Below are 24,206 nucleotides of genomic sequence, written 5' to 3' on the forward strand. Positions count from 1 at the left end.
TTTTTCTATTTTTTAAAAAACTCGCTTGCTTCTTTTGCTATATACATTTCTTCTTCGGCTTTAATTACAAAAATCGGTAATTCGCTTTCCTTGGTTGAAATTAATTTGTAATCCTTAAAATTACGGTTTTCATTTGCTGTCTTATCAATTTTCAAATTTAGCAAGTGAATTTTATTAATTACTTGTTCGCGGACATAATCATCATTTTCACCGATTCCAGCAGTGAAAACAATAGCATCAATTTTACCTTCAATTTTATTTAGATATGTAATTAAATAATCAGCTATTCTTGTCACATATAAATTCATTGCAAATTGAGCTTGTGAATTTTCACCTCTAACTTTGTGAATATCTCTAATATCAGAAGAAACTTGACTAACTCCTAACATTCCTGATTCTTCATTAAGCAATTTCATAGCTTCATCAATGGTTAGATTTTTATGCTTCATTATATAAGGAATAACGGAAGGGTCAACATCACCTGATCTTGTTCCCATCATTATTCCTGCTAAGGGTGTGAAGCCCATTGATGTATCAATAGATTTCCCGTCTTGTATAGCACATAAACTAGCACCGTTACCAATGTGTAAGCTAACGGCATTTACTGATTTTTTGTTTAAAATTTCGGCGGTTTTTAGTGCTATATAGTGATGATTTAAACCGTGAAAACCATATTTTCTAACATTTAACTCGCTAGCAATCTTTTTGTTAATAGGGTATGTATATGCAATTTCTGGCAAGGTTTTATGAAATGAAGTATCAAAGTGCATTGTCATTTTAGCTTTTGGTAAATATTCTCTAAATGCTAAAATAGCCTCGAGAGCGCCCGGGTTGTGAACAGGCGCTAAATCCAATGACTCTTTTAAATAACTAATTGTTTTTTCGGTAACTTCACTTGTGGATTGTAGATTTGGACCACCATTTACAATACGAAATGCAACTTGTTTAATTTCTGAAAAATCAGCAATAATTCCTCTTTCTTTTCAAAGTGAAACTAATTTTTTAACTGTATCCAAAAATGTTGGAAGAGGCATTTCAATATCTTCTTTTTGTCCTTTAAAATCCAATGATAAAATACCTGTCGCCATTTTTATTCTTTGTGCAACACCTTTTGCTTCAACATTTAATTTTTCCGAAAAAAGATTTCATTTAATTGAACTAGAACCAGCATTAATAATTAATATTTTTGACATTTCTATTCTCCTTAATAATAATTTAAATTATTATAAATGAGAAACTATTAAATTGATATAGATTCTAGAAATTTTATTAAAAGCTAAATGATTTTATATACATAATATAGTCAAAGCAATTATTGCTAGTTTTTTAATTTTAAGGTTTGTCTCTTACTATTTTTAATACTTAATCTTTGTTTAAAATATAATTGTTTTTTAATTTTCAAAAATTTGATATTTTTTATGGTAATTTTACTATTTAAAATATCAAAAACACTTAGCTAAATATGCTAAGTGTACCAACTAAATAAATTCAAAAAATGATTTTATTTTGTATCACCTGAGTTTAATTCTAAATCATACGAAATAGGGCAGTGATCTGAAACATTTCCATAAATTGATGCGGCATCGCTACTTGGAGTTGTTCCGTGAGTACTGCAATATTCAAACCACTCATTAATATTTTTTATTTTTGAATATTGAAAAAAATTATCCTTTATAAAATTTCAGATATTATAAATTTTAGAATTAGAAAATTTTAAATTCGAATAATGAATTATTTTATCGTATGGCTGTGATAATTTTCCAATTGATTTACTTAATGATGTTTTATCTTGTTTATCGTTAGAACCTAAAGCTATTTTCGCGCCTACATTTTTTGTTCACGAAAATGCAAGATTATTTTTCTTAATGTTCGTATCTCCTTGAAATACAACATCATCGTCGTTGGCTTGTTCATTAAATCATTTCATCACATATTGTAAATTTCATGCTTCGTTATATTCTGCGGAACCGCCGCTACTGCTTTTGTTTACTTTTTCTTCGCCGTTTTTGACACCAGGACTATCAAAATGGCAAATTGTAAATGTAAAATCGCAGTTTTCAACATTTTTAATTAAAGATTTAAATCTTACACCAAAAGGGGCACGAGAATATTTATTTCAAATACCACCTCATTTTTTTTCGTAAATTGAATTGTCATAAAATTTTCAATTACTTCCATCTTTAAATGGAATTATTTTTACCATGTTTGTTTTGTAAACAAATGCAGCTCCATAGTCGGCTTGGCCAGAACCAATCGTGATAGGATATTTGCTTGAAACTATTGATTCTCATCTAGTTTCACTATTATTTTTCTTTTCTAAATCGTTTAAATATTCTGCAAGTGATTTTGGCGAAGTTCCATCTCCATCAACTTCTGTTAGCCCAACAATATCATATTTTTGAGCAAAAATAATTGATGCAATTGCTTGACCTTTAGGTTTATTTTGATTAAAGGATTTTTCACTAAATTGGCATAAGTTTCAATGTGCCAATTTTAAATCATATTTATAGTTGCCATATCCATCTGAAATACCTATTAATTTATCTTGTTCTGGAATAGGTTTATGCTCTTCTTCTAATTTTGGTTCTTCAGGTTTCTCTGGTTTGGGATCTTTAGGTTTTTTTGGCTTTCTTTTACTAATTAATTTTTTAAATTCATCAAATCTTCTATTAATTTCAGTCTTTAATGCTTGAAGTATAGGTAATGTTAAATTTACATCACTAACTTCTGATGACATTTTGTCAATAAATTCATTTATTTCCTTTGTATTAGAATCGTCTTCTAATAACTTTTTCATTTCTTCTAATTTGTCAAGTATTTCTTTTCGTGTATTTTCAATTGCGTTTTCTTTTTTGTTATTTTGTTTGTTAGTTAAAACGCAGCCGGAAGCGGATACCGAAAATAAAAGCGGTAATGTAGCTAAACAACTGCCTAATGTTAAAATCATTTTTTTACTTTTTTTATTCATAATAAAATAATACATGGATTTATTGCAATTTGAATAAAAACTACTCTAAATCAATTCCTAATTCAATTAAATAATCCCGAATCTCAATTGCTTCTTCAAATTTTTTATTTTTGGCCAAATCTTTCATTTTATGAATTAATCCATTTATAAACTTTTTATTATGCACAATTTGAGAGCGTTCTTTTTCAGAAAGTAAGTCAGCATATGAAACATTTTCATATAAAGCGGGCGGTATTGCTTTAACAATTGTTTTGGGAATAATATTATGCTCAATATTGTATTTTTGTTGAATCTCACGTTTTATTTTATTATCACGAATCGCCTCTTGCATTGCACCTGTAATTTCGTCAGCGAAAAATATAACCTTACCATGTTCGTTTCTGGCGGCTCGGCCAACAATCTGAATCAAACTACGTGCATCACGCATTAATCCTGTCATATCAGCGTTTAAAATGCAAACTAAACTCACTTCCGGTAAATCGATTCCTTCACGCAACAAATTTATTCCGACTACAACATCAAATTTCCCTAAACGTAATCCCCTTAAAATTTCATTACGTTCAAAAATTTTAAATTTGTCGTGGATATAGGCACACTTGATTTTTTGTTCCTGCAAATAAAGTGATAATTCTTCAGCATTTTTTTTCGTGGTTGTCAAAATAAGTGTTCGCTCATTTTTTAAAATTTGATTTTTTATCAAATCATAAATTTTAATAATTTGATTTTCTTTTGAAATTATTTCAATTTGCGGATCTAACAAACCTGTTGGCCTAATATATTGAGTAACAACCTCACCCTCGGTTTTTTCAAGCTCATAATCACCAGGAGTTGCGGACATATATATGTGAGGAAAATCGAATTTTTCGTATTCTAAAAATTGTAAGGGGCGATTATCTAGAGCTGATGGTAATCTAAAACCATACTTAACTAACGTTTCTTTTCTTGATCTATCGCCAGCGAACATTGCGCGAAGTTGTGGAATCATCATATGGCTTTCATCAACAAATATTATTGCGTCATTCGGCAAATAATCAAATAATGTATATGGCCTCTGACCAGCATCGCGCCCATCAACATATCGGGCATAATTTTCCATTCCATTTACATAACCAAATTCTTTTATTGAATCAATATCATTTAAAGTTCTATCTTTGATGCGTTGTGCTTCTAGCAATTTATCATTATCTTTAAAATATTTTATTTGTTCGTCTAATTCAATTTCAATAGCATCACAAATATCGCTAATATTATTTATAGCTGTATATGTTGTTGCTGGGAAAATTGTAATTGATTTTTTATGCTCAATAGTTTCCTTTGTTAAGGGGTCGACCAATGTTATTCTATCAATTTGATCACCAAATAATTCAATTCTAATATTTCAATTTGACGTATATCCAGGGCAAATTTCAATTAAATCGCCTTTTGTGCTAAATTGGCCAATTTCTAATGCTTCGCTTCGATCATAACCCATTTGAATTAATTTAAGTAATATTTCCTTGCGAGAAAATAACATATTTTCTTCAAGCGGCAAAAAATTCTTTCGATATTGAGTTGGATTGAATTCGCCATAAATAGCCGCAACGGAAGCGACAACGATAGTGTCATGGCGAATACTTAAAGCATTAATGGAAGACATACGCATAGCTTCTAATTCTTTGTTGTTTTTGCTTGTTTTTTCAATATATGTATCATTTTTAGGGATATACGCCTCGGGCTTATAGTAGTCAAAATATGAAACAAAATATTCTACTCTATTTTCAGGGAATAACTCTTTTAATTCACTATATAACTGGCTTGCCAAAGTTTTATTATGGCTAATTATTAATGCTGGTCTATTTACTTTATTAATTACATTTGCAATAGTAAATGTTTTACCCGAACCAGTTACTCCAAGCAAAATTTGATGTTTTTTGTTTTCTAGAAGACCTTCAACTAATTCGTCTATAGCTTTCCGCTGATCGCCTGCGGGCGAAAACTTCGAAATCAATTTCATATTATTCATACATTAAATTTTAATAAAGTTAATAAAAATCTTTTGATTTATTTATATTAAAAATTAAAGTTTAATTTTCATATATAAAAAGTCATACATAGAAAACTATATGAACATAAATAAATATATAAATTATGATAAAATAACATTCATGAAAAAAAATAAATTAACTCCTATTTTAGTTTCGCTTGGTATTATTACACCTGCCGTTTCAAGTTTAGTCGCAATTTCATGTAAAGGCGAAAAAGCAAATTTATTTGCTCATGATTTTATTTTAGGCGAAAAGGCAGCGGAATATTACAATAAAGACACAAAAACACTTGATTTATCTAAGGCTAAAATTAAAAGTATTCCTGCCGGATCGTTTTCTTTTTCCACTTTACATGGAATGTTACTTAGAAACATAAAAGATAATAAACAAGTGGAAAAAGTAGCTGAAGGTCTTTATGATTTTGAAAATTCAAAAATAAATATAGAAAAAGTTATTTTGCCGTCGGGTTTGGAAAATATTGATAGTGGAGCTTTCGTGGGTCTAGGCACTATTAAAGAACTTGATTTCACCGCAACTAATTTAAAATACATTAGAAAGGATGCTTTTGCATTTAATTCTATTGAAAATCTTAAGTTGCCAAAAACCATTGAAAAAATTGAGGAACGCGCATTTTATAAAAATAAAATTCAAAAAATTAATTTTGGGGAACTTGAAAATTTAAGAGTTTTAACGGAAGGCGTTTTTGAAGAAAATGAATTAGATGACACAATAAACTTGGGGAATGTAACCGAAATTAGAGCTCACGCTTTAGCAAATAACAAATTTACAAAATTAGAATTAAATGATTATGTAAATAACGTTTCGTATTTATTTTTACAATATGATTTACCTAAAGGCATAACTCCTGAAAGCAAAACAGTGAAATTAAAAGTTGAAAATGAATCAACTAAAAAATTCTTAAATGAGCAAAAAACTCAATGAGAATCAAATACAAAAAACCCAAAATTACTATACATAATTGAATAATAAAAAATCAAAGGGTAAATAAAAAGCCTTTTGATTTTTTATTCTTCGTCTTCAATAGAAGCAGCTTCGCCCATTAATTCCTCAGTAAAGTTTGATAAATCTTCCATTTTAAAAACATGAATGCTAACTAATGATTTAACAAATCATTTAACTTTTTTAAGATGTTCAATAGCGCGAAAAATTTGTCTTAAATTATCAATTGATCTAGAAAAATAAAAGCTATTTGACAATCAATGAAATCCATAATGTCTTAAAATATCGCGAACATCTTCATAGGCTTGTTTATAGTTTTCATTATGGCCATATTCTTCTTTTAATTTATCTTTATTAAGATAAAAAACTAATCCGTACATTATTGACTCCTTTATATATCCTTGCAATTTAATTATAACATTATAAATTTTAAATAACCTGCAAAGATATATCCACGCTATTTGTATTATCCATTAAAATCTAAATAAAAATTAAACAAATGTAAAATTTAGGTGTACGTAACATAGAAAATTTTCTTTGACATTAAAAAGTTAAAAAAGGAACAATTATGAATAGAGAGAGAACTAAAGTTCTCTTGAAATAGACATAATGAAAAGGGTTGTCAAAAAGTTTTTTTAAATTTTGTAATTAAAGATGTTTATATTGATGATGAAAATTATATTTTAGATAAACCGTATTACGAGGAAAAAATTATTTACGGCACCGACGGAATTGATGGCGGTGTTATTTTTGAATTTAAAAAGGAATTTAATAAAAAAACGTTAGAACGTGCATTTGGTGAGGCACTTACATATTTAAAAAATTCAATGATGAGGGTACTATTAAAATACCTAAATGAATATGTATATCAATATTTAATGCAAGAAGATATTGATTAATTGATGCTAGCAAATACACAAATTATATTTATGAAAACGAACTTATTGATACCCCTTCAGAATTTAAGTCAATTTCCATTTTCTGAGTTTTACACTTGTTATGCTATAAAGTGAAAGTATATATAAAAACATATCTTATATAAACCTAGATATAATTATGGACTCGATCAATTAAATAAAGAAATTAATGTAAAAGATCGAACTTCAATAGATGAATTTGGCGCTACTCATTATTCATATAATGATAGTGGTTTATTGGCCTCAGCAATAGAAAATTTAAGAGAAAAATTGAAAAAATTTTAAGATGAAAAAATAGCTCCAAAATTATTTGAATATGAATTATTAAAATAATAAATGCAAACAAAGTTTAGTAAAATAATAATTTTTAACATATAACAAAATATAGCGATTGAAAAATCGTTAATTAAATTCAATAAAAACTAAATTGTGCGATTAAAAGAAATTATTAATTAATAATTGCCATGAAAGAATTTCCGTATTGAGGACTTACTGTCTGCATTTATTATTGAGAAGCATGATTATGATATAATATAAAATCGCAAATGGATAGTTGCTTGAGTGGCCGAAAAGGTTAGTCTCGAAAACTAATAATGTCTAACGACATTCAAGGGTTCAAATCCCTTACTATCCGCCATATACAAATTGGACATAAAAAAATCGCAAGTTCTTTGCAAAAGCTAAGAACAGGCGGTTTTTTAAATTTCGGTTTTTTGTTCATCAGGGCTTTCAGTTTTTTGACTTAAGTCATTTTTTGAATTTTGTGTGCTTTCAATTATCATGACAATTCCAGATACTAAGTTTACAAAAATTAAAGTCAAAATGCCCCAAACAAGCAAGTCATTTTTATTGGTATTTAGGTCATCTATTTTTTTTAATGCTAGTATGCCAAATATAATGGGTAAAATTAAAGGGAAACCTAAAACAATACCAACAATAATGAAAGCTTTAGTAAGTTCTTTTAATATTCCGTTTTTCATAAATATCCTTTTTTAATATTATATTAATCAATTAATTTTTTTGCGTCTGTTAGACTAACGCTAAAGAATGTAGTAACACCACGTTTTTGCATTGTAGCGCCATATAACTTATCCACTCTTTCCATAGTTCCTTGACGATGAGTAATAACTATAAATTGTGTATCTTCTTTTAGATTTTGTAAGAACTCAGCAAATCTAATAACATTTGCCTCATCTAATGCCGCTTCAACTTCATCTAAAATACATAAAGGAAGTGGTTTTGCCTTTAAAATTGAGAATAAAAGTGATATAGCAATTAGTGCTTTTTCCCCACCAGAAAATAGTTTTAAATTTTTAATTGATTTTCCTGGTGGCTGTGCAATAACATCAATACCACTTTCCAAAATATTATCTGGATCGGTGTATCTTATTTCAGCCATACCCCCACCAAACATTTTTGAAAATACAAATTTAAATTCGTTATTAACCAAATTAACAGTATTAGTGATTTTTTCAACAATTATTTTATCCATTTCAATAATTGCTTCTTCAATAGTTGCTTTAGCCGATGAAATTTCTTCTTCCTGTTTTTTAACATCATTATATCTCGTTTCAACTTCCTCTAATTGAGTGATTGAATCAAGGTTAACATGTCCTAATTCGCGAATGTCTTGTTTTAAATTATTAACAAGTTTTCTCGCAACCTCAAAATCGATTTCAGGATTATATAATTGTTGTGCTGTTTCAAATAGCATGTTATATTGTTCTGATAATCTCTGTTTTGCTTGCGAAATAATAGTTTCAGCTTTCGCTTTTTCGCTGATTTTTTCTGAATTACTTGAAATTAAACTATTAAGTTCCGCATTTGTTTCATTGATTTTTGAAGTTAATGAATAAAATTCTTTACGACTAGAAAGGAATAAATCATTTTGAGAAGTAAGAAGTGCCTGTAAATCGCTGCGTTCAATATTTAGTTTCTGAATCTCGCGAGCAATATTAACAATTGTGCCACTTTCATATATGTCTTTTGAAATTGATTCGTATTTTACTCTTAATTCATCAAATTTTTCTGTGGCTAAATCATAATCTTTTTGATAATTACTTTTTTCTAATGAGTAGTTTGAAAGCAATGCAATTTCTTTTTCTTGTTCGTGTTCATGCTTTAATAATTCGCTGTTATATTTAGATATATTTGCTTCAAAAACGGGTAACAATTTTTCAAGTTGTTGAACTTGTTCTTCAACACCAAAAATTGACACATTTTGATTGGATTGTCCACCAGACATAACACCACCAACTCTGATGATGTCGCCCTCTAGTGTTACAACCATATATCTTTTTTCAAGTAATTGTGATAATTTATTAGCATTTTCAATCGTGTCACAAACCAAAATATTACCCAGTAGAAATCTTTTTAGAACTATAAATTCTTAGTCGGTCGAAACTACTTCAGATGCAATGCCTAAAAATCCTTTTTGAGTTTGTGCAACAACAATATGTTGTTCATAAACAGATTTTTCCTTAATTGAAGCCAATGGAATAAATGTAGCTCTACCGCCATTATTGTCTTTCAAAAAGTTAATTGCTTTAACTGCTGTTTCAGAGTTATCAACAACAATATGTTGTATTGCGCCCGCCAAAACTGTTTCGATTGCTTGCGCATAACGGTCAGGAACGCTAATTATTTCCGAAACTAATGCCTTATATCCTTTAAATAAGTGTGCGTTTTCGACAATGTGTTTTGTTCCTTTTGCTAAATTTGTTTTATTGGATTTCATTTCTAAAATTACATCTAATTTAGATTTGATTTTATTTAGCTTTTCAGTTTCATTATAGATATCTCGCTTAATTCCTGAAATAACAGTTGCACGTGAAACTGTCGAATTTTGTAAAATTTCTATTTCGTTTTTCTTTTTATCAATAAAATCTTTGTAACCTTCGATTTGTGTGTGAATTGTGTTTAATTCAAGTTTTAAAGCTTCTGCTTGCTCTTTTGGAGTTGCTTCAATTTCACCATTAATCATCATTTCACGGCGTTTTGAATCACGGGCACTTCTTACTTCTAGATTAGTAATTTCAGAGTTAATTTCGTCTAATCTTTTACGCAATTTTTCAATACTTGCTTCCAAACTTTGATTGTTTAGTGATTTTTGGTCACTAATTTGCTTGTATGATTTTAGGCGGTTTTCGAGATCCTCACGTTGAATGTTATATTCACGAGCTTCTTGCTCTAATTCGTTTAGTCGTTGTGAATAATGCATAAAATCATGAACTAAAAGCGTTACTTCAACATCTTTTAATTGTTCAGTTTTTTGTTTGTAAATTTTTGCTTTTTCCGCTTGTCTTTGAAGGGGTTTAAGTTGTCTTTCCAATTCATCTACTAATACAACTATTTGATCAAGAGCTTCTTGCGTACGTTCAAGTTTTCTTTGTGCTTCAATTTTACGTGTACGATACATCGAAGTTCCACTTGCTTCTTCAAAAATCTCACGTCTTCTTTCTGACGTTGCTTCAGCAATATCAGAAATTGTTCCTTGGCCTATGATAGCCAAACTTGATTTAGAAATCCCACTTTGCATTGCAATTTCTTTTATATCTCTTTGGCGGGCAACTTCTCCATTTATATAATATTCGTTACTACCTTTTCCACGCGTTAAAACTCTTGAAATTGTAAAATAATCATGTGGAATATCACACGTTCTATCACGATTATCAAATGTCAAGATAACTTCTGCGCGATTCATTTCTTTTTCTGTTTTCGAACCAGAAAAAATTACGTCCTCCATATTATCTCCACGTAAAACTTTGGAACTAGTTTCGCCCAATACTCACCTAATAGCATCGTTAATATTTGATTTTCCAGAACCATTCGGTCCGATAATAGCAACGACACCGCCATCAAATTTAAGCGCTACTTTATCGGCAAAGGATTTAAATCCGTGTGCTTCAACTTGAATTAATTTCATTATTTTCCTTTCAATAAGAGAATTATTATTCCTTAAATTATATATTATTGTTTGGTTAGTAAATGCTAATTTGCTTTTTGTACATATCAATGATAAAATTATGAATTAAACAAAATGATGATATCATCATTATTATGAAATTTGAGATTGCTAATGCCGATTGCATAAAATACATAAAAAAGTTAAAGAAAAAAATGAACAGCCAATCTATTGATTGAAGAAGCATTCTAATTATTTTATCCCTTGTTTAAAAACTGTTTTTAATTGAATTAAAACTGGAAATTTAATCTTAAAACATTCTCAAATTCTGAGAAAATCTTATGTTAAGGGTAGAAAACGAAGTAGCGAAATGTAGTTAATAGACTAGTTCAAGCCGAATATGTACGCCCAATTTGGTCTAGACGAAAACATATCAATAATCGATCAGAATTTGGACATTGAGAAATTGATTTAGTTTGCAGGAGAAATGCTAGGGAGGGTACGCCCTAAACTATATTTAAAGTAACAATTCCAATAACTAATCACAAAGGAATGAATACAAAACTTGTTATAGTTGAAAGAGAACTTACTTGTGAAGTATATTTTTCATGAACTTTTAAATGCTGCGAATATAATACTATAGATGTTCCTGGTGGTACAGCTCCGGTCATAACCAATACTGAACCAACATTTGCTGAAAGTAGTTTACTTTTAACAAAGGGAATAACAAGACACAAAATAAATATTGGAATTAAAATTGATTTATAAATCAAAAATAGTCAATTTTCTTTTTTTGTAAACATTTCCTTTAAATTTGTTTTCGCTAAACTAGTACCTATGACCATTCAAATTAATGGGCTAATTAGTGAAACTAAAATAGTTATTGGCTTAGCAATATATGGCATCGTTATTTTTCAATCAAATCAACCTGTTGGATTATTTAAATATGGAACATATATTGCGTGTAATTTTTCGTATACAAACCATTGAATAACTTCTTTATTTGAAATTGGATCAACAATTTTTAAACCATATAATTCACTAAAATTTGGCCCATATGTTCCCTTTAGGCTAAAAAATACTGTTGATTCTTTACCATCCTTAAGAATTTTTGCACTGAAAGGCGTAATATCTTCTATGTAAACACCAGCTTTAGGAATATATTGGGTAGCTCAAAGTGTAATGGCAACAATTATGGCAATAAACGCAGGATTTAAAAACGCCTTTTTGAATGTGTGTTTAAATTCTTCTTTACTAAATTTGGTTCCAGCAAGCAATGAAAATGAAAGCCCAAAACCGCCAATATAATATAAAGTATTTCAAATACTTAATGAGCCCAATTCAATACCATTTGGAAAAACGCCTATTACAATAGGAGTAGCAAATAATATATTTGAACCATAAATACACATCAGTCAAGTAACTAGATGTTTCTTTTGAAGTGATTCAAAATAATTACCTAAGCTAAAAATTTGTCTTTGATTTAATTCCAATTTAAGTTGATATTCAACAAATTCGGCTTCCGCCTTTTGCAAAACTCTTTTAGGAATAGCGTGTGGCAAATATTTAACTCAAATAATTGCTATTGTTGTTAATAAAAAGTAATATATGGCACTTAGTCCAAAAACAATGCCGATTGTTTTTATATCTTTTGAATCAGCATTTGTTAAAAATGAATAAAATGATAAAAACGGAATAATTATACTAATAACAATTTTTTGAATTGAATTTGAGGAATGATCATTCAAAACTTTCTTTTTATATAAGATAAAACCTAAAAAAGTTATAACAAGTGTACTAATAATGGCTCCTCATAGGCCACTATTAGTCATTATTCCTAGAAAAAGTCTTCCAGAATTATTTACCATATCACCCTTCTAATTCTTTAACTTATTTAATGCATCTGTAGCTGCTAATTTTTCGGCTTCCTTTTTAGAATTACCCATGCCACTACCATATTTCATTCCATTGACATAAACTTCACTTTTAAAAAGCGAGTTGTCAGTGGCAAATGTTTCATATTTGATTGTATTAGTTCCTGATAATTGAACATATTCTTGTAATAAAGTTTTAGGATCTTTTAAATTCATATTTGAATGATTCTCTAAATCTTGTAAAAATAAATTATAAATGAATGATAAAACAAATTCATATCCATAGACTAAATGCAGTGCTCCAATAAATGCTTCTAAAACATCTGATTCAGATTTTATGTTTCGTCCATTAATAAAAGCGTTTTTTGAACTTCTAACTAATTGTGGCAAACCCATTGCGTTTGCCAAGTTCCCCAAATTATTTTGATCAACTATTGATGCACGTAAAGCAGTGGCTTTTCCCTCATCATAGTTTGGAAATTTATGATAAATTATCTCACTAATGGTAAATTGCAAAACAGCGTCGCCCAAAAATTCTAAATATTGATAGTTTTTGGTACCCTTATTTTCATTTGAGTAAGTTTTATGAGTAAATGCTTGGTAGAAAATTTCAAGATTATCTTTTGATAATTTATTAGGTTTTATATTACATTTTATTAAAAAATTTTTTATATTGTTTTCAAATTCACTACTCATTTTTATTGCCCTCAATTGCTAAACTCTTGGCACATATTTTTTCAATAATATTGTTTTCGATACCTAACTTTATTTGGTTTAAAGCATTGAAAAATGCTATTTCATCACTGCCACCATGAGCTTTTACAACAATCTTATCAAGGCCAACAATAAACGCACCACCGATATTTCGATAGTCAAATCTAGATTTTAATTTTTTAAAATCATTTTTTACAAATAAAGCGCTAAATTTGGTAAATACATTTTTAAGAAAAATACCTTTTATTAGTTTTGCAAAGCCCAAAAAAGAACTTTCCATTGTTTTTAAGAATATATTTCCGGCATATCCATCTGTAACGACAATGTCAACATCGCCGTTAATAACGTTATTAGGTTCGATAAAACCTTTAAATATAAATTTATTTGTTGGGCTTGATAGTAATTTATTAGCTTCCTTAGCAATTTCGCTGCCTTTATATTTTTCGGTTCCAATATTTAATTGACCAACATGTGGGATTTCAACGCACGGAAATAATATTTTATAAAATTCGCTTGCAACATTGGCTCACTCAACTAAATATTCGGGTTTAACATCAATGTTTGCTCCCACATCCAAAACAACAATATTTTTTGCTGTGGTTGTAGGCAAAATTGGCATAAATGCAGGGCGAGAAATACCGTTTATTCGCTTAACCTTTAGCGAGGATAAAATTATATAGGAAGCACTATCTCCGCTACTTAAGATCCCATCTGCGTTTTGTTCATAAAGTGCATTGAACGCCTTTAACATTGAACTATCGCTTCGTAAAGCATCACGAGGGCTTTCAAGTTTGCTAACAATTTCCAATGAATTAATTATTGTAATACGATTATGTAAATTGACAGGAATTAGGCTAGTAATTTTCTTTTCGTCACCAACTAAAATGAGTGAATAATCCAAATTTGTCTCCAAAAAGTTTTTCGCAGCAATGATAGCTTTTTCTTGTCCGCCATCATTATTTAGTAAATCAAAAACAATTTTTTTCATATTTTTTCCTATTCCGCTGAAATTAAATAAGGATAAATTGTTTGAGCACCAGAAATAATTTCAACATCAGCGCCATAACTTATTTCAATATAATTTTGAATTTCTTTAGCTTCGGTTTCTGAAACATCTTGGCCATAAAATATCGTTACAAGTTGTGTTTCACTATCAACTATCTCATCAATTAATTTTTGCGCCGCCTCATTTGGTGTTTTCGCTGTTGATTTCAATTTATTTTTAACAATAACCATAAATTCATCTTTTTTTACTTTGATACCATTTAGTTTTGTATTTTTAATTGAGGGGGCAATTTCGCCATATTTTATATTGCGTAAGGCTTCGCTCATTAGCATTTGATTATCTTTTTCTGAATTGTCAGGACTAAAATTTAAGACAATACTCAAGGTTTGTGCTTGGCTTTTTGTTGGAATTATTATAGTTTTTTTATCACGCACAATTGTTGCCGCTTGTTGGGCTGACAAAATAATATTTGAATTATTTGGCAAAATGAAAACAGTATTTGCGTCTACAGCATTTATCGCATTTACAATATCTTGTATTGAAGGATTATTAGTTTGGCCACCTTCAACAACGTATGAGACACCGTTTTCGCGTATTATATCAATTATTCCTTGGCCTGAATTACATGAAACAAGACCGCAAGGTTTGGTTAAGGTATTAGCTTCAGACTTTTTATTTTTTTCAGCTGTTTCTTTGCTACTATTTGCTTGCAAAGTCATATTTTCAATTTTGATTTTTATAAATTGACCCGATGAGTTTACTGTATTTAAAACATCGCCTGGTTTCATAGTGTGAATATGTACTTTTACAAGGTCTTCATCGTGAACGACAACCATTGAATTGCCAATTTTTTCAAGTTTTTTTATCAAAGATTCTTTACTGAAATTATTGTCCTTTGTTAATTCTAAAATAAATTCCGTGCAATATCCAAATTCGCCGTTATAAACCTCAGTATCGGAAATAAATTTATCGATTGTATCATCACTATTTAAAATTTCAATTGGCGCATCATTAAAATAAGCATTCATTCCTTCAATAATTGCATATAAACCTTCACCACCCGAATCAGTAACACCGACTTCACTTAAAACCTTTAATAATTTAGGTGTATTGTCGCAACTAGTACGTGCCAATTTTTTAGCTATAGCAAAAACTTGCTCAATGTCTGCATCAATAGTAATTTGTTCATTTAGTCCTTCGGCTATTTCACGAATAACTGTTAAGATCGTACCTTCAATTGGTTTTAAAACAGCTTTGTAAGCGGATTTTTGTGCCTCAGTGAATGCCTTAACAACATCAAACACCGTTGCTTCGTTTTTATCTTTAAATCCGTTAGCAAAACCTTTAAAAATTTGACTTAAAATTACACCAGAGTTGCCTCTAGCTGATAAAAGCATGCTTTGTGAGATATTTTTAGCGACACTAGCAAGTGAATCCATATTATCTGTTTTTAATTCTGCAGCTGCCAAAATAGTTGAAGCCATGTTACTTCCTGTATCACCATCTGGAACAGGAAAAACATTTAAAGCATTAATTGTATTTTTCTTATTCTGCAAATTGTTAGAGGCAGATATAATTGCCTTTTTTCAAATTTCCGCTGTTATTTTTTTCATGTTATTTGGTTCCTTTAATATAAACAGATAAACTTCCTAAAAATAAAGATTCTTTTTTTAGAAAGTGAGTGATATTTTGATAGATTTCTTCAACTGTGTTTTTTGCACTAATGTTTGACAAAATCAACAACCCAATTGTCACATTGATAATATTTTCATTATTTGAATCGTATTCAACAACTAGACCGTTATTATTTTTGATATTAATTTCTGACTCAAGCAATTCTTCAAAACCGACAATTCCGGCCGTGGTCATGATTGCATCTGATACAATTTGCTTAACTTCTTTAATATTCATATAGCCCCTTTATACTAACGATTTATATATGTTCTTTTAATTGGAAATGCATTTGCAAGTTTGGCAATTTCTTTTTTTATCATTATTAGTAAAGCTTCATTTTTTGATTCGCGTAAGGCTTTATCAATTAAATTAGCAATGATAATAAATTCGTCTTCTTTAAAACCTCGCGAAGTCATTGCGGCTGTTCCAAGTCTAATTCCGCTAGTAATCATCGGGTTTTCAGTATCATTTGGAATACTATTTTTGTTTACTGTAATGTTTATTTTTGAAAGTATTTCAGTTGCTTCTTTACCGGTAATTCCATATGAAGATTTAACATCTAACATAAATAAATGATTTTTAGTCAATCCGGAAATAACCTTTACGCCCTTATTAATAAAAGTTTGGCAAAATACCTTGCAATTTGTGATTAATTGTTCTTGGTATTGTTTAAATTCTGGTTGTAACGCTTCATAAAAGCTAACCGCCTTAGCAGCAATTTGGTGAAATAGTGGTCCACCTTGGTAGCCTGGAAAAACTGAACGATTAATTTTCTTGTAAATTTCTTCGTTATTTGTCATTATTATCGCGCCGCGAGTGCCACGTAAAGTTTTATGAGTAGTTGTCATTATAACATCGGCATAAGGGGAAGGAGAAGGGTGCAATCCAGCAATAATAGGACCAGAAATATGCGAAATATCTGCAAATAAATAAGCATTTACTTCATCACATATTTTTCTAAATTTATCAAAATGAACAATTTGCGAATATGCCGAATAGCCACAAATTATCATTTTTGGTTTTATTTCTTTAGCAATTTTTAAAATTTCATCATAATTTAGTAAACCGCTTTCGTCAACTGAATAACTAAACGATTCATAAAACAATCCACTAAATGAGATACGATAGCCATGTGAAAGATGACCACCTGAATCAAGTGATAAGCCTAAAACTTTATCACCTGGATTAAGTAATGACATATAAACCGCTGCATTAGCAACACTACCTGAATATGGTTGTACATTAACAAAATTAACGTTGAATAATTTTTTTGCTCTTTCTTGGGCAATCTTTTCAATTTCATCAACATTTTCACAGCCGCCATAATATCTTTTTCCTGGGTAACCCTCGCCGTATTTATTTGTTAAACATGATCCGGCGGCTCTTAGCACGTCTTCAGACACATAATTTTCTGAAGCTATTAATTCAATATTATTTTCCTGGCGTTCATTTTCTAAATTGATATATTGCGCAATTTCTTTGTCATCTAAACTTATTTTCTTATACATGCTTTCTCCTCATAAAACAATAAAAACTAAACTTAATAAAGTTTAGTCAAATTATTAGTCTAATAACGATTTGTTTTTCTTTTCTTCAGCCAGCATTTGATCCAGTTTTTTGTTCTCTATTTTTTTGGCTATTTTTTTGTTAATTATTAAAATCGGAATAGCTAGAAATGCGATAGCAACGGCTGGTAAAACTCTGAGAAATCATTCTTTTGCTCCACTTGAAACCAAAAATGAATTCATCGCTAAAGTGATAGGAACTAAAAATGTTAGCGCTTCCACTCCAAAGACTTTAAATTTTCAAATTAATAGAAATATTCCCATTAACTGAATAGCGCTTATAGCAAGAGCTATTGGCAATTCAAACGCTCATCTGTCAAAAGATTTGGTGTTTGAGATAATTCAACCGTCTTTGCCAATTAATAAAAACATTAGAAATGAAGGAATAGCTATTAAAAATAATCCTGTTAACGCTATTCTTCATGATTTTGAAAGCGTTTTTTTTGGTTTTTCCTCGCTAACTATATAACTCTGTAAATTTATTTTACGATTTTTTCACTTTTTATTATTAGACATTGTGATCTCCATTCTAGATAAAATCATTTTAATTTTACCAAATTAATAAATTTATTTGTGAGTAATTTATCGAGTGAAAAAAGTTTACAACTTTTAATTAGAACAAATTCGTTTGATTAGTTTCATCTAAATTATTTAAAACACCTAATTCGCGCAATTCAGATTCAATTTTTGTATTTACTTTCGTGCGTTCTTTTAAATCTTCAATTGAAATAAATTCGTTTTCATTCCGTGCTTCAATAATTGTTTCAGCAACGGTATCACCCAATCCTTCAACAACGTTAAATGGAGGAATTATTGCCTTTTCGTTTTTGGCAATAATTCACTTGCTTGAATTTGACAATTTTAAATCAACACTTTTTATTTTATAGCCACGTGCATACATTTCATTTGCAATTTCTAAAATTGGTATAGTAGAAATTTCTTTATCGGTCAATTTAGAATCCTTACTTTCCAAACGAGTTTTTAATTCACGTAAACGTGAGTTAACTATTGAATGTCCGCTACTCATTATTTTAATATCGATATATTCACGTTTTGTTGAAAAATATGCCGCATAAAATTCAAGTGGATAATACATTTTGTATCAAGCAATTCTTCATGCGGAAATAACATATGCAGTTGCGTGTGCCTTTGGAAACATATATTTAATTTTTTTAAGTGAGTTAATATATCATTCTGGAATATTATGATCAATCAAAAGTTTTTCTTGTTCTTCAGTTAAACCTTTACCTTTTCTAACTTTTTCCATAATCTCAAAAGCTTTTAATGAATCAACATTATGTTTAATTAAATCAAGCATAATATCATCGCGACAGCAAACACAATCTTTTAATTTGAGACCTTGTTTTACTAGTTCCTCTGCATTTCCAGCCCAAACATTTGTTCCATGACTTAAGCCAGAAAGTAAAATTAAATCATTAAATGTGCGGGGTTGTGATGTTTTTAACATTCCTCTAACGAAATTGGTGCCGAATTCTGGCAAGCCAAATGCTCCTGTTGTCTCACCATTTAAATCTTCGGGAGTAATATTCATTGATTCGGTAGTGTAAAATAATTTCATTACATTTTCATCAAATTTAGGAATGTCATGTATATCGGTATTAGTATATTCCTCAATCATTTTAAACACAGTTGGATCATCATGTCCCAATAAGTCTAATTTTAATACACTGTCATGAATTGCGCGATAATCAAGATGTGTAGTTTTTCAACTTCCGCTAGTATCATTGGCTGGATAATTTATTGGTGTAAAGTCTTCGACATCGAACTCTTTTGGAATAATAATTACTCCGCCAGCGTGTTGACCTGTAGTACGTTTAACATCCATAGTTTTCGTTGCCAAAAAATCTAAATATTGATTACTTCAAGGTTTTTCACCAACACGTTTTTCTTCATCATATTTTTTACAAAAACCATATGCTGTTTTCGAGGCTACAGTCGAAATTGTTCCTGCTCTAAATGTATGACTTTCGCCGAATAATTCTTTTACATAATTATGAATAATTGGTTGGTATTCACCACTAAAATTCAAATCAATATCTGGCACCTTATTGGCTTCAAAACCTAAAAATGTTTCAAACGGTATACTGTGGCCATCCGTATTCAAAAGTGTCTTACATTTAGGACAATTTTTACTTGGTAAGTCTCAACCTGAAAAAATTGATTTATTTTCATTTCATTCAAAATATTTGCAATTATGGCATAAATAATGAGGATCTAAAGGATTAACTTCTGAAATATTTGCTAAATAAGCAACAATTGAACTTCCAACGCTTCCACGGCTACCTACAATATATCCATCTTCATTGCTTTTTTTAATTAATTTATGGCTTATTCAATAAATAACTGAATATCCGTATTTTATAATTGGATTAAGTTCTTTTTCAATACGTTCTACTATAGTTTTTTCTGGGTTTTTGCCATAAATTTTTTCTAGATTTTCATAAACTATTTCGCGTAATTTTTGGGGCGAATTATCAAATTCTGGAACATGTAAATTGTCTTTTATAATCTGAATATTTGCTTCAATTTGATCGGAAATTTTTTTAGGATTGTCTACAACAATTTGTTTAATTAAATCAACATCATTTAAGAATTTAAATTCTGCCTTCATTTCGGTAGTATTTAAATATTTAAATTTAGGGTGTAAACTTTTTTTCTTAAGCCAATGAATCCCGCCACCAAGTGTTGGAGCATTAATGTATACATCATGAATCAATTTTTGAAAATCATAAACATATCTTGCGTCAGAAACTGCTACACATAGTTTGCCTAACGAAGTGGCTTTTTGTATTAAATCTTTATACGCAAAAACTAGATTATCTCACGTTATTTCTTCATTCTTTACTAGATATTCAAATGTAGATATTGGTGGTAATTCAATATAATCAAACATTTGAATTGCTTTTAAAATATTTTCACTCGAGCCATTAAACACTTGCTCTCATAAGTAAGATTCATGCGTTGAAGAACCAAAAAATAAGTCAGGATCTTTCTTTATTTGTTCAAAATAAAGTTGTGCGCCCTCGGCGTATTGGTCAGTTAAAACAGTTGATACTAATTTGAAAAGTTTTTTAATACCTTTTTGATTCTTAGCTATTACTCTTGTTTCATAACTGTGCTTTCTTGCAAGCATTTCTTTACTTCAAAGTTTAGCAAGTTCGGTTGAAGTTTTAACATTATGTTCGCGTTCCAGTCTACTAATTATTTTTAATCACACTTTACATAAAACTTCAGCATCATAATCCCCACGGTGAGCAACTACGCTATCATATGGAACATTGAATCTTTTTGAGAGGTATCCCAAACTATGACGTCTTTCTAGTGGATCAAGAAAATGAGAAATCGCTAATGTGTCAATTCCCACTATTTTTGTTGTATCAAGCCCTAAATTGATAAATTTTTCTTTACAAAAATTAATGTCGAAATTTGCGTTATGGGCAACACATACGCTATTTTTTAAAATTTCATAAATTCTTTTGATTCCGGCTTCTTGTGCTTCACCATTAGACAACATTTCATCAGTTATGTTTGTTAGTTCTTTTGTAAAATGTGAAAGTGGTTTTGAAGCTTTTATAAAAAATTGAACATTCTCAGTAATTTTTCCAGACTCAATAATAGTTGCTCCAAATTCAATAATTTCAGCAAATCTAGGACTCAAACCAGTTGTTTCCAAGTCAAATACAACATATCGTTCATTTTTTAATTCAAAGTCTTTAAACCCATAAAAAAATTCGTTTGCTGAATTAATAGTTGAAATTGTAGCGCCATATATAGGTTTAATATTTTTAAATTGTTTAGAATCAACATAAAAAGATGAAAATCCTTGCACATCATCAAGATCAGTTATTGCGATTGCCTCGTGCCCATAAAATTTTGCAGCATTAAGATAATCAACTGGCTTAGAAATTCCATCTTGTGCACTCATATTAGTTCTAAGCGCAAGTTCAATTCTTTTTGTTTCTTCTTTATCTTCGTTTAATTTTAAATAGCCTTCAGTGATTATAAATCAATCTCTTCCTATTGCCATTATGCACTTTGCCTTAGTGAAAGCGTCTTCGGTTAGTCTACCAGTAACATATATTGCATCGCCAATTTTTAAGTCTGGCAGCACATCATCTTCGTTATAAAATTTTTTAACTTGAATAGCCTCGCTATAATCAGAAATTTTTAATGTATATAAAACCTTATTATTTTTTAATGTTTTAGCTTCTAGAAAATATATTTCACCTTTTGTCGTAACCAAAATTTCTTCATATGTATCATGCAACATTTCAATGCTCATATCAATCGGCTTAACTTTTTCTTTACGATATGAATTTGTTCAATTAGTATTTGGTAATTTTTTACTATTTTCTTTTTCAACTGATTTCAGTTCATTAAATTTGTTTGCTAATTTTTTGATTCTAGTCTCATCCATTTTTTTAGGCCTTTTGTCATGATATTTAAAATGAATTGTATAAAAGCCAAACCCGATTGTTTCAAGGGCATTTTTTAAAGTTTCATGCGAATTCGTAAATTCATCATATATTGTTTTTGAGGGTAGCGAAAAATATATTTCATTTTCAGTTAATTCAATATCTTCTTCATTTATAAACATTCGTAAATCGTTTATCTGTGAAAATTTGGTTTGAATAACATAATTTAAATAATCAGAAACTATTTTTTTATCACGCAGTATATTCTCAATTGATATAGATATATTTGATTTGGGGAATTTGGCGTTAAGTGCAGCTTTAAAATCGCGGTAATTTTTTAGACTAATGTGTTTGTCAAAAGAAATATGAAAATTTCATATTCCTTTGCGATTAATTTCGACATTAATTATTCTAGTACCATCAAATTCCGCGTTTGGAGCAAAATTTATCTCCTTACATAATTTAACAAAAGTTTCATCAACCTTTCTCATATAATTTCCCCTTCAATTTTATTTAATTAAAAATATCAATGATAATGATAATGTGACGAACGATACCGAATCAAATCTATCCATTAATCCGCCATGTCCCGGAATTAAATTTGAAAAATCTTTTATATTCATTTTACGCTTTATTAATGAAAATGATAAATCCCCAATTTGAGATACTGCTGGTAGTAAAATAATTGCTACTATTAATTGTTTATAGTTAGCCAAAACTATAAATTGGCTATTATTAGTCATTTTACCTAAATACATTGCAATGAACACGAATAGGGCAGCAAATAGATAGCCAATTATCGCTCCCTCTCAAGTTTTTTTAGGGCTAATATGTGGGGCAAATCCACGCTTTATTATTTTGTGACCTAAAAGCATTCCACCAAAGTAAGCAGATGTATCAGCAATTATCGGAATTAGAAAAATGGCAAAGAAAATGTATAAATTGGCAACGTTATAAATATATAAGGCTTTTGAAAAAATCGGAATAAATAATAAGGCAAATAGACAAATAATATATTCTTTAAAAAACTCTATAGTGCTTTCATATTTTCTAGCATTAAATAAAAATATAATTGTTGAAAATATGAAAATAGTTGAAATTGATAGTGCATTTAGTCCGGAAATTTCATCTTTTCCAAAAAACAAAAGATGTTTAATTGTGAGAATTAAAAAATCATGATTAAATCCCGTTGTTTTAGTTTCTCAAAATGCATTAGGGTTAATTGAAGTTGTTTTAAACCAATCGAATGGAAAAAATCAAGTTATGCTAACTAAAACAGCAAAAATAATGTTAAAAGATTGGTGTAATTTATTATGTGAAATTACTTCGTATGTCGCTCAAGAACTAAAAACCATAAAAAAAGCTAAACCGATTACTTTTCCTGGAACTTTAGCAAAATAGGTAATTAAAAAACATGGTATCAAAATTAATAATAAAACTATTGCAGAGGTTGCTCTTACCTTTATATTTTTCATAGTGCAATTATTATAATATGTTAATTAGTTTTAAAAACTTTTTATGAAACTATTACATCAAAAATTATATTTTTGACCCCATAAATAAAAAAATAACCCATAAATTTGGGCTAAGTTTACAGACGATATTAGATTGTTAATAAATCTTTTTCTTTTTCTTTTGATAAAACATTAATTTTTTCAATATTTCTATCAATTTCTTTTTGAATATTATCTAAAAATTGTTTTTGCAAATCTTCTGAAAGATCACTATCGCTCTTTATTAATTTATTAATTTCCTGACGAATTTGACGAATTGAAACTCTAGCTTGTTCAGTTAATGTGCTTAATTGTTTTGTCATTTCGACTCTTTTGTCAGTTGTCATTTGTGGATATGTCAATCTTAATTGATGGCCTTCGTTAGCGATCGATACATTAATTTTATTATCCATAATTGCTTTTTCGATTGTTTTAATAATACTCATATCATAAGGCTTAACTAGAAGTTGTAGCGGACTAGCAATACTAATGGCAGCTATTTCTTCGAGAGAAATAATTGATTCATAATAGTTGATTTTTATTTTGCTAATTAACGCAGGATTTGCACGTCCCACGGCGATTTTTGTTATTTGATTTTCGAAATTATTAATTGATTTTTTTGCTTCTTCGTTTAAACGTGTTAAATAAAAATTTAATTCCATAATATTCCT

16 protein-coding genes, 1 tRNA gene and 1 pseudogene are annotated in these 24,206 nt (G+C 29.3%); 2 read left to right on the forward strand and 16 right to left on the reverse strand.

All coding sequences use genetic code 4. The features are described from left to right. Positions 1–5: 5 nt before the first annotated feature. The 3 genes from FJM08_RS00075 to uvrB form a co-directional block, all read right to left on the reverse strand. Entirely contained in the window at positions 6–1,193 is a 1,188-nt protein-coding gene (locus FJM08_RS00075) for an acetate/propionate family kinase (RefSeq protein WP_140031186.1), read from the reverse strand. A 308-nt stretch (positions 1,194–1,501) separates the two neighbouring features. Next, the gene (locus FJM08_RS07010; RefSeq protein WP_140031187.1) at positions 1,502–2,968 is read right to left on the reverse strand and encodes an endonuclease/exonuclease/phosphatase family protein; all 1,467 of its coding nucleotides are present in this window, start codon (positions 2,966–2,968) and stop codon (positions 1,502–1,504) included. A gap of 40 nt (positions 2,969–3,008) precedes the next feature. After that, a complete protein-coding gene (gene uvrB / locus FJM08_RS07015; RefSeq protein WP_140031188.1) occupies positions 3,009–4,970 on the reverse strand; it encodes an excinuclease ABC subunit UvrB in 1,962 nt (653 codons plus the stop codon). 100 nt (positions 4,971–5,070) lie between these two features. Here uvrB and FJM08_RS00090 point away from each other — a divergent pair, with 100 nt between their 5' ends. Further along, positions 5,071–5,979, forward strand: a complete 909-nt coding sequence (locus FJM08_RS00090; RefSeq protein WP_140031189.1) for a leucine-rich repeat domain-containing protein — start codon at positions 5,071–5,073, stop codon at positions 5,977–5,979. A 38-nt stretch (positions 5,980–6,017) separates the two neighbouring features. Here FJM08_RS00090 and FJM08_RS07020 read toward each other — a convergent pair whose 3' ends face one another. Further along, positions 6,018–6,332, reverse strand: coding sequence for a virulence protein (locus FJM08_RS07020; RefSeq protein WP_140031190.1), 315 nt, complete (start codon positions 6,330–6,332; stop codon positions 6,018–6,020). A gap of 1,084 nt (positions 6,333–7,416) precedes the next feature. On the opposite strand from FJM08_RS07020, the gene FJM08_RS00100 reads away from it, so the two are divergent. Beyond that, positions 7,417–7,506: transfer RNA gene (locus tag FJM08_RS00100), tRNA-Ser, on the forward strand. 61 nt (positions 7,507–7,567) lie between these two features. On the opposite strand, the gene FJM08_RS00105 is transcribed toward FJM08_RS00100, so the two are convergent. From FJM08_RS00105 to FJM08_RS00160, 12 genes and pseudogenes are all read right to left on the reverse strand, one after another. Then, positions 7,568–7,849, reverse strand: coding sequence for a hypothetical protein (locus tag FJM08_RS00105; protein ID WP_140031191.1), 282 nt, complete (start codon positions 7,847–7,849; stop codon positions 7,568–7,570). A gap of 23 nt (positions 7,850–7,872) precedes the next feature. Next, a pseudogene (locus FJM08_RS08425) lies at positions 7,873–10,794 on the reverse strand (SMC hinge domain-related protein). A 485-nt stretch (positions 10,795–11,279) separates the two neighbouring features. Further along, a complete protein-coding gene (locus FJM08_RS07025; RefSeq protein WP_140031192.1) occupies positions 11,280–12,641 on the reverse strand; it encodes an AEC family transporter in 1,362 nt (453 codons plus the stop codon). A 9-nt stretch (positions 12,642–12,650) separates the two neighbouring features. Then, a complete protein-coding gene (rnc, locus tag FJM08_RS00120; RefSeq protein ID WP_140031193.1) occupies positions 12,651–13,343 on the reverse strand; it encodes a ribonuclease III in 693 nt (230 codons plus the stop codon). Beyond that, the gene (gene plsX / locus FJM08_RS00125) at positions 13,336–14,349 is read right to left on the reverse strand and encodes a phosphate acyltransferase PlsX (protein ID WP_140031194.1); all 1,014 of its coding nucleotides are present in this window, start codon (positions 14,347–14,349) and stop codon (positions 13,336–13,338) included. Before plsX ends, rnc begins: the two co-directional genes overlap by 8 nt. Before the next feature lie 8 nt (positions 14,350–14,357). Next, positions 14,358–15,980 carry a DAK2 domain-containing protein gene (locus FJM08_RS00130; protein WP_140031195.1) on the reverse strand — a complete coding sequence of 541 codons (1,623 nt, stop codon included), beginning with the start codon at positions 15,978–15,980 and terminating at the stop codon, positions 14,358–14,360. A gap of 1 nt (position 15,981) precedes the next feature. Beyond that, positions 15,982–16,278, reverse strand: coding sequence for a hypothetical protein (locus FJM08_RS00135; protein ID WP_140031196.1), 297 nt, complete (start codon positions 16,276–16,278; stop codon positions 15,982–15,984). Positions 16,279–16,292: 14 nt separating this feature from the next. Then, positions 16,293–17,549, reverse strand: coding sequence for a serine hydroxymethyltransferase (gene glyA / locus FJM08_RS00140; RefSeq protein ID WP_140031197.1), 1,257 nt, complete (start codon positions 17,547–17,549; stop codon positions 16,293–16,295). Between the two features lie 54 nt (positions 17,550–17,603). Further along, complete coding sequence (locus tag FJM08_RS07030; RefSeq protein ID WP_211331327.1) at positions 17,604–18,122, reverse strand: hypothetical protein; 519 nt, start codon at positions 18,120–18,122, stop codon at positions 17,604–17,606. A gap of 97 nt (positions 18,123–18,219) precedes the next feature. Then, positions 18,220–22,533: a PolC-type DNA polymerase III gene (locus FJM08_RS07035; RefSeq protein WP_140031198.1), complete on the reverse strand. Its 4,314-nt coding sequence runs from the start codon at positions 22,531–22,533 to the stop codon at positions 18,220–18,222. Positions 22,534–22,551: 18 nt separating this feature from the next. Continuing rightward, positions 22,552–23,517, reverse strand: coding sequence for a phosphatidate cytidylyltransferase (locus FJM08_RS00155; protein WP_140031199.1), 966 nt, complete (start codon positions 23,515–23,517; stop codon positions 22,552–22,554). A gap of 128 nt (positions 23,518–23,645) precedes the next feature. Beyond that, the gene (locus FJM08_RS00160; protein WP_140031200.1) at positions 23,646–24,197 is read right to left on the reverse strand and encodes a ribosome-recycling factor; all 552 of its coding nucleotides are present in this window, start codon (positions 24,195–24,197) and stop codon (positions 23,646–23,648) included. Positions 24,198–24,206 lie beyond the last annotated feature (9 nt).

Source organism: Metamycoplasma equirhinis (assembly GCF_006385185.1).
Taxonomy (GTDB): domain Bacteria; phylum Bacillota_I; class Bacilli_A; order Mycoplasmatales; family Metamycoplasmataceae; genus Metamycoplasma; species Metamycoplasma equirhinis.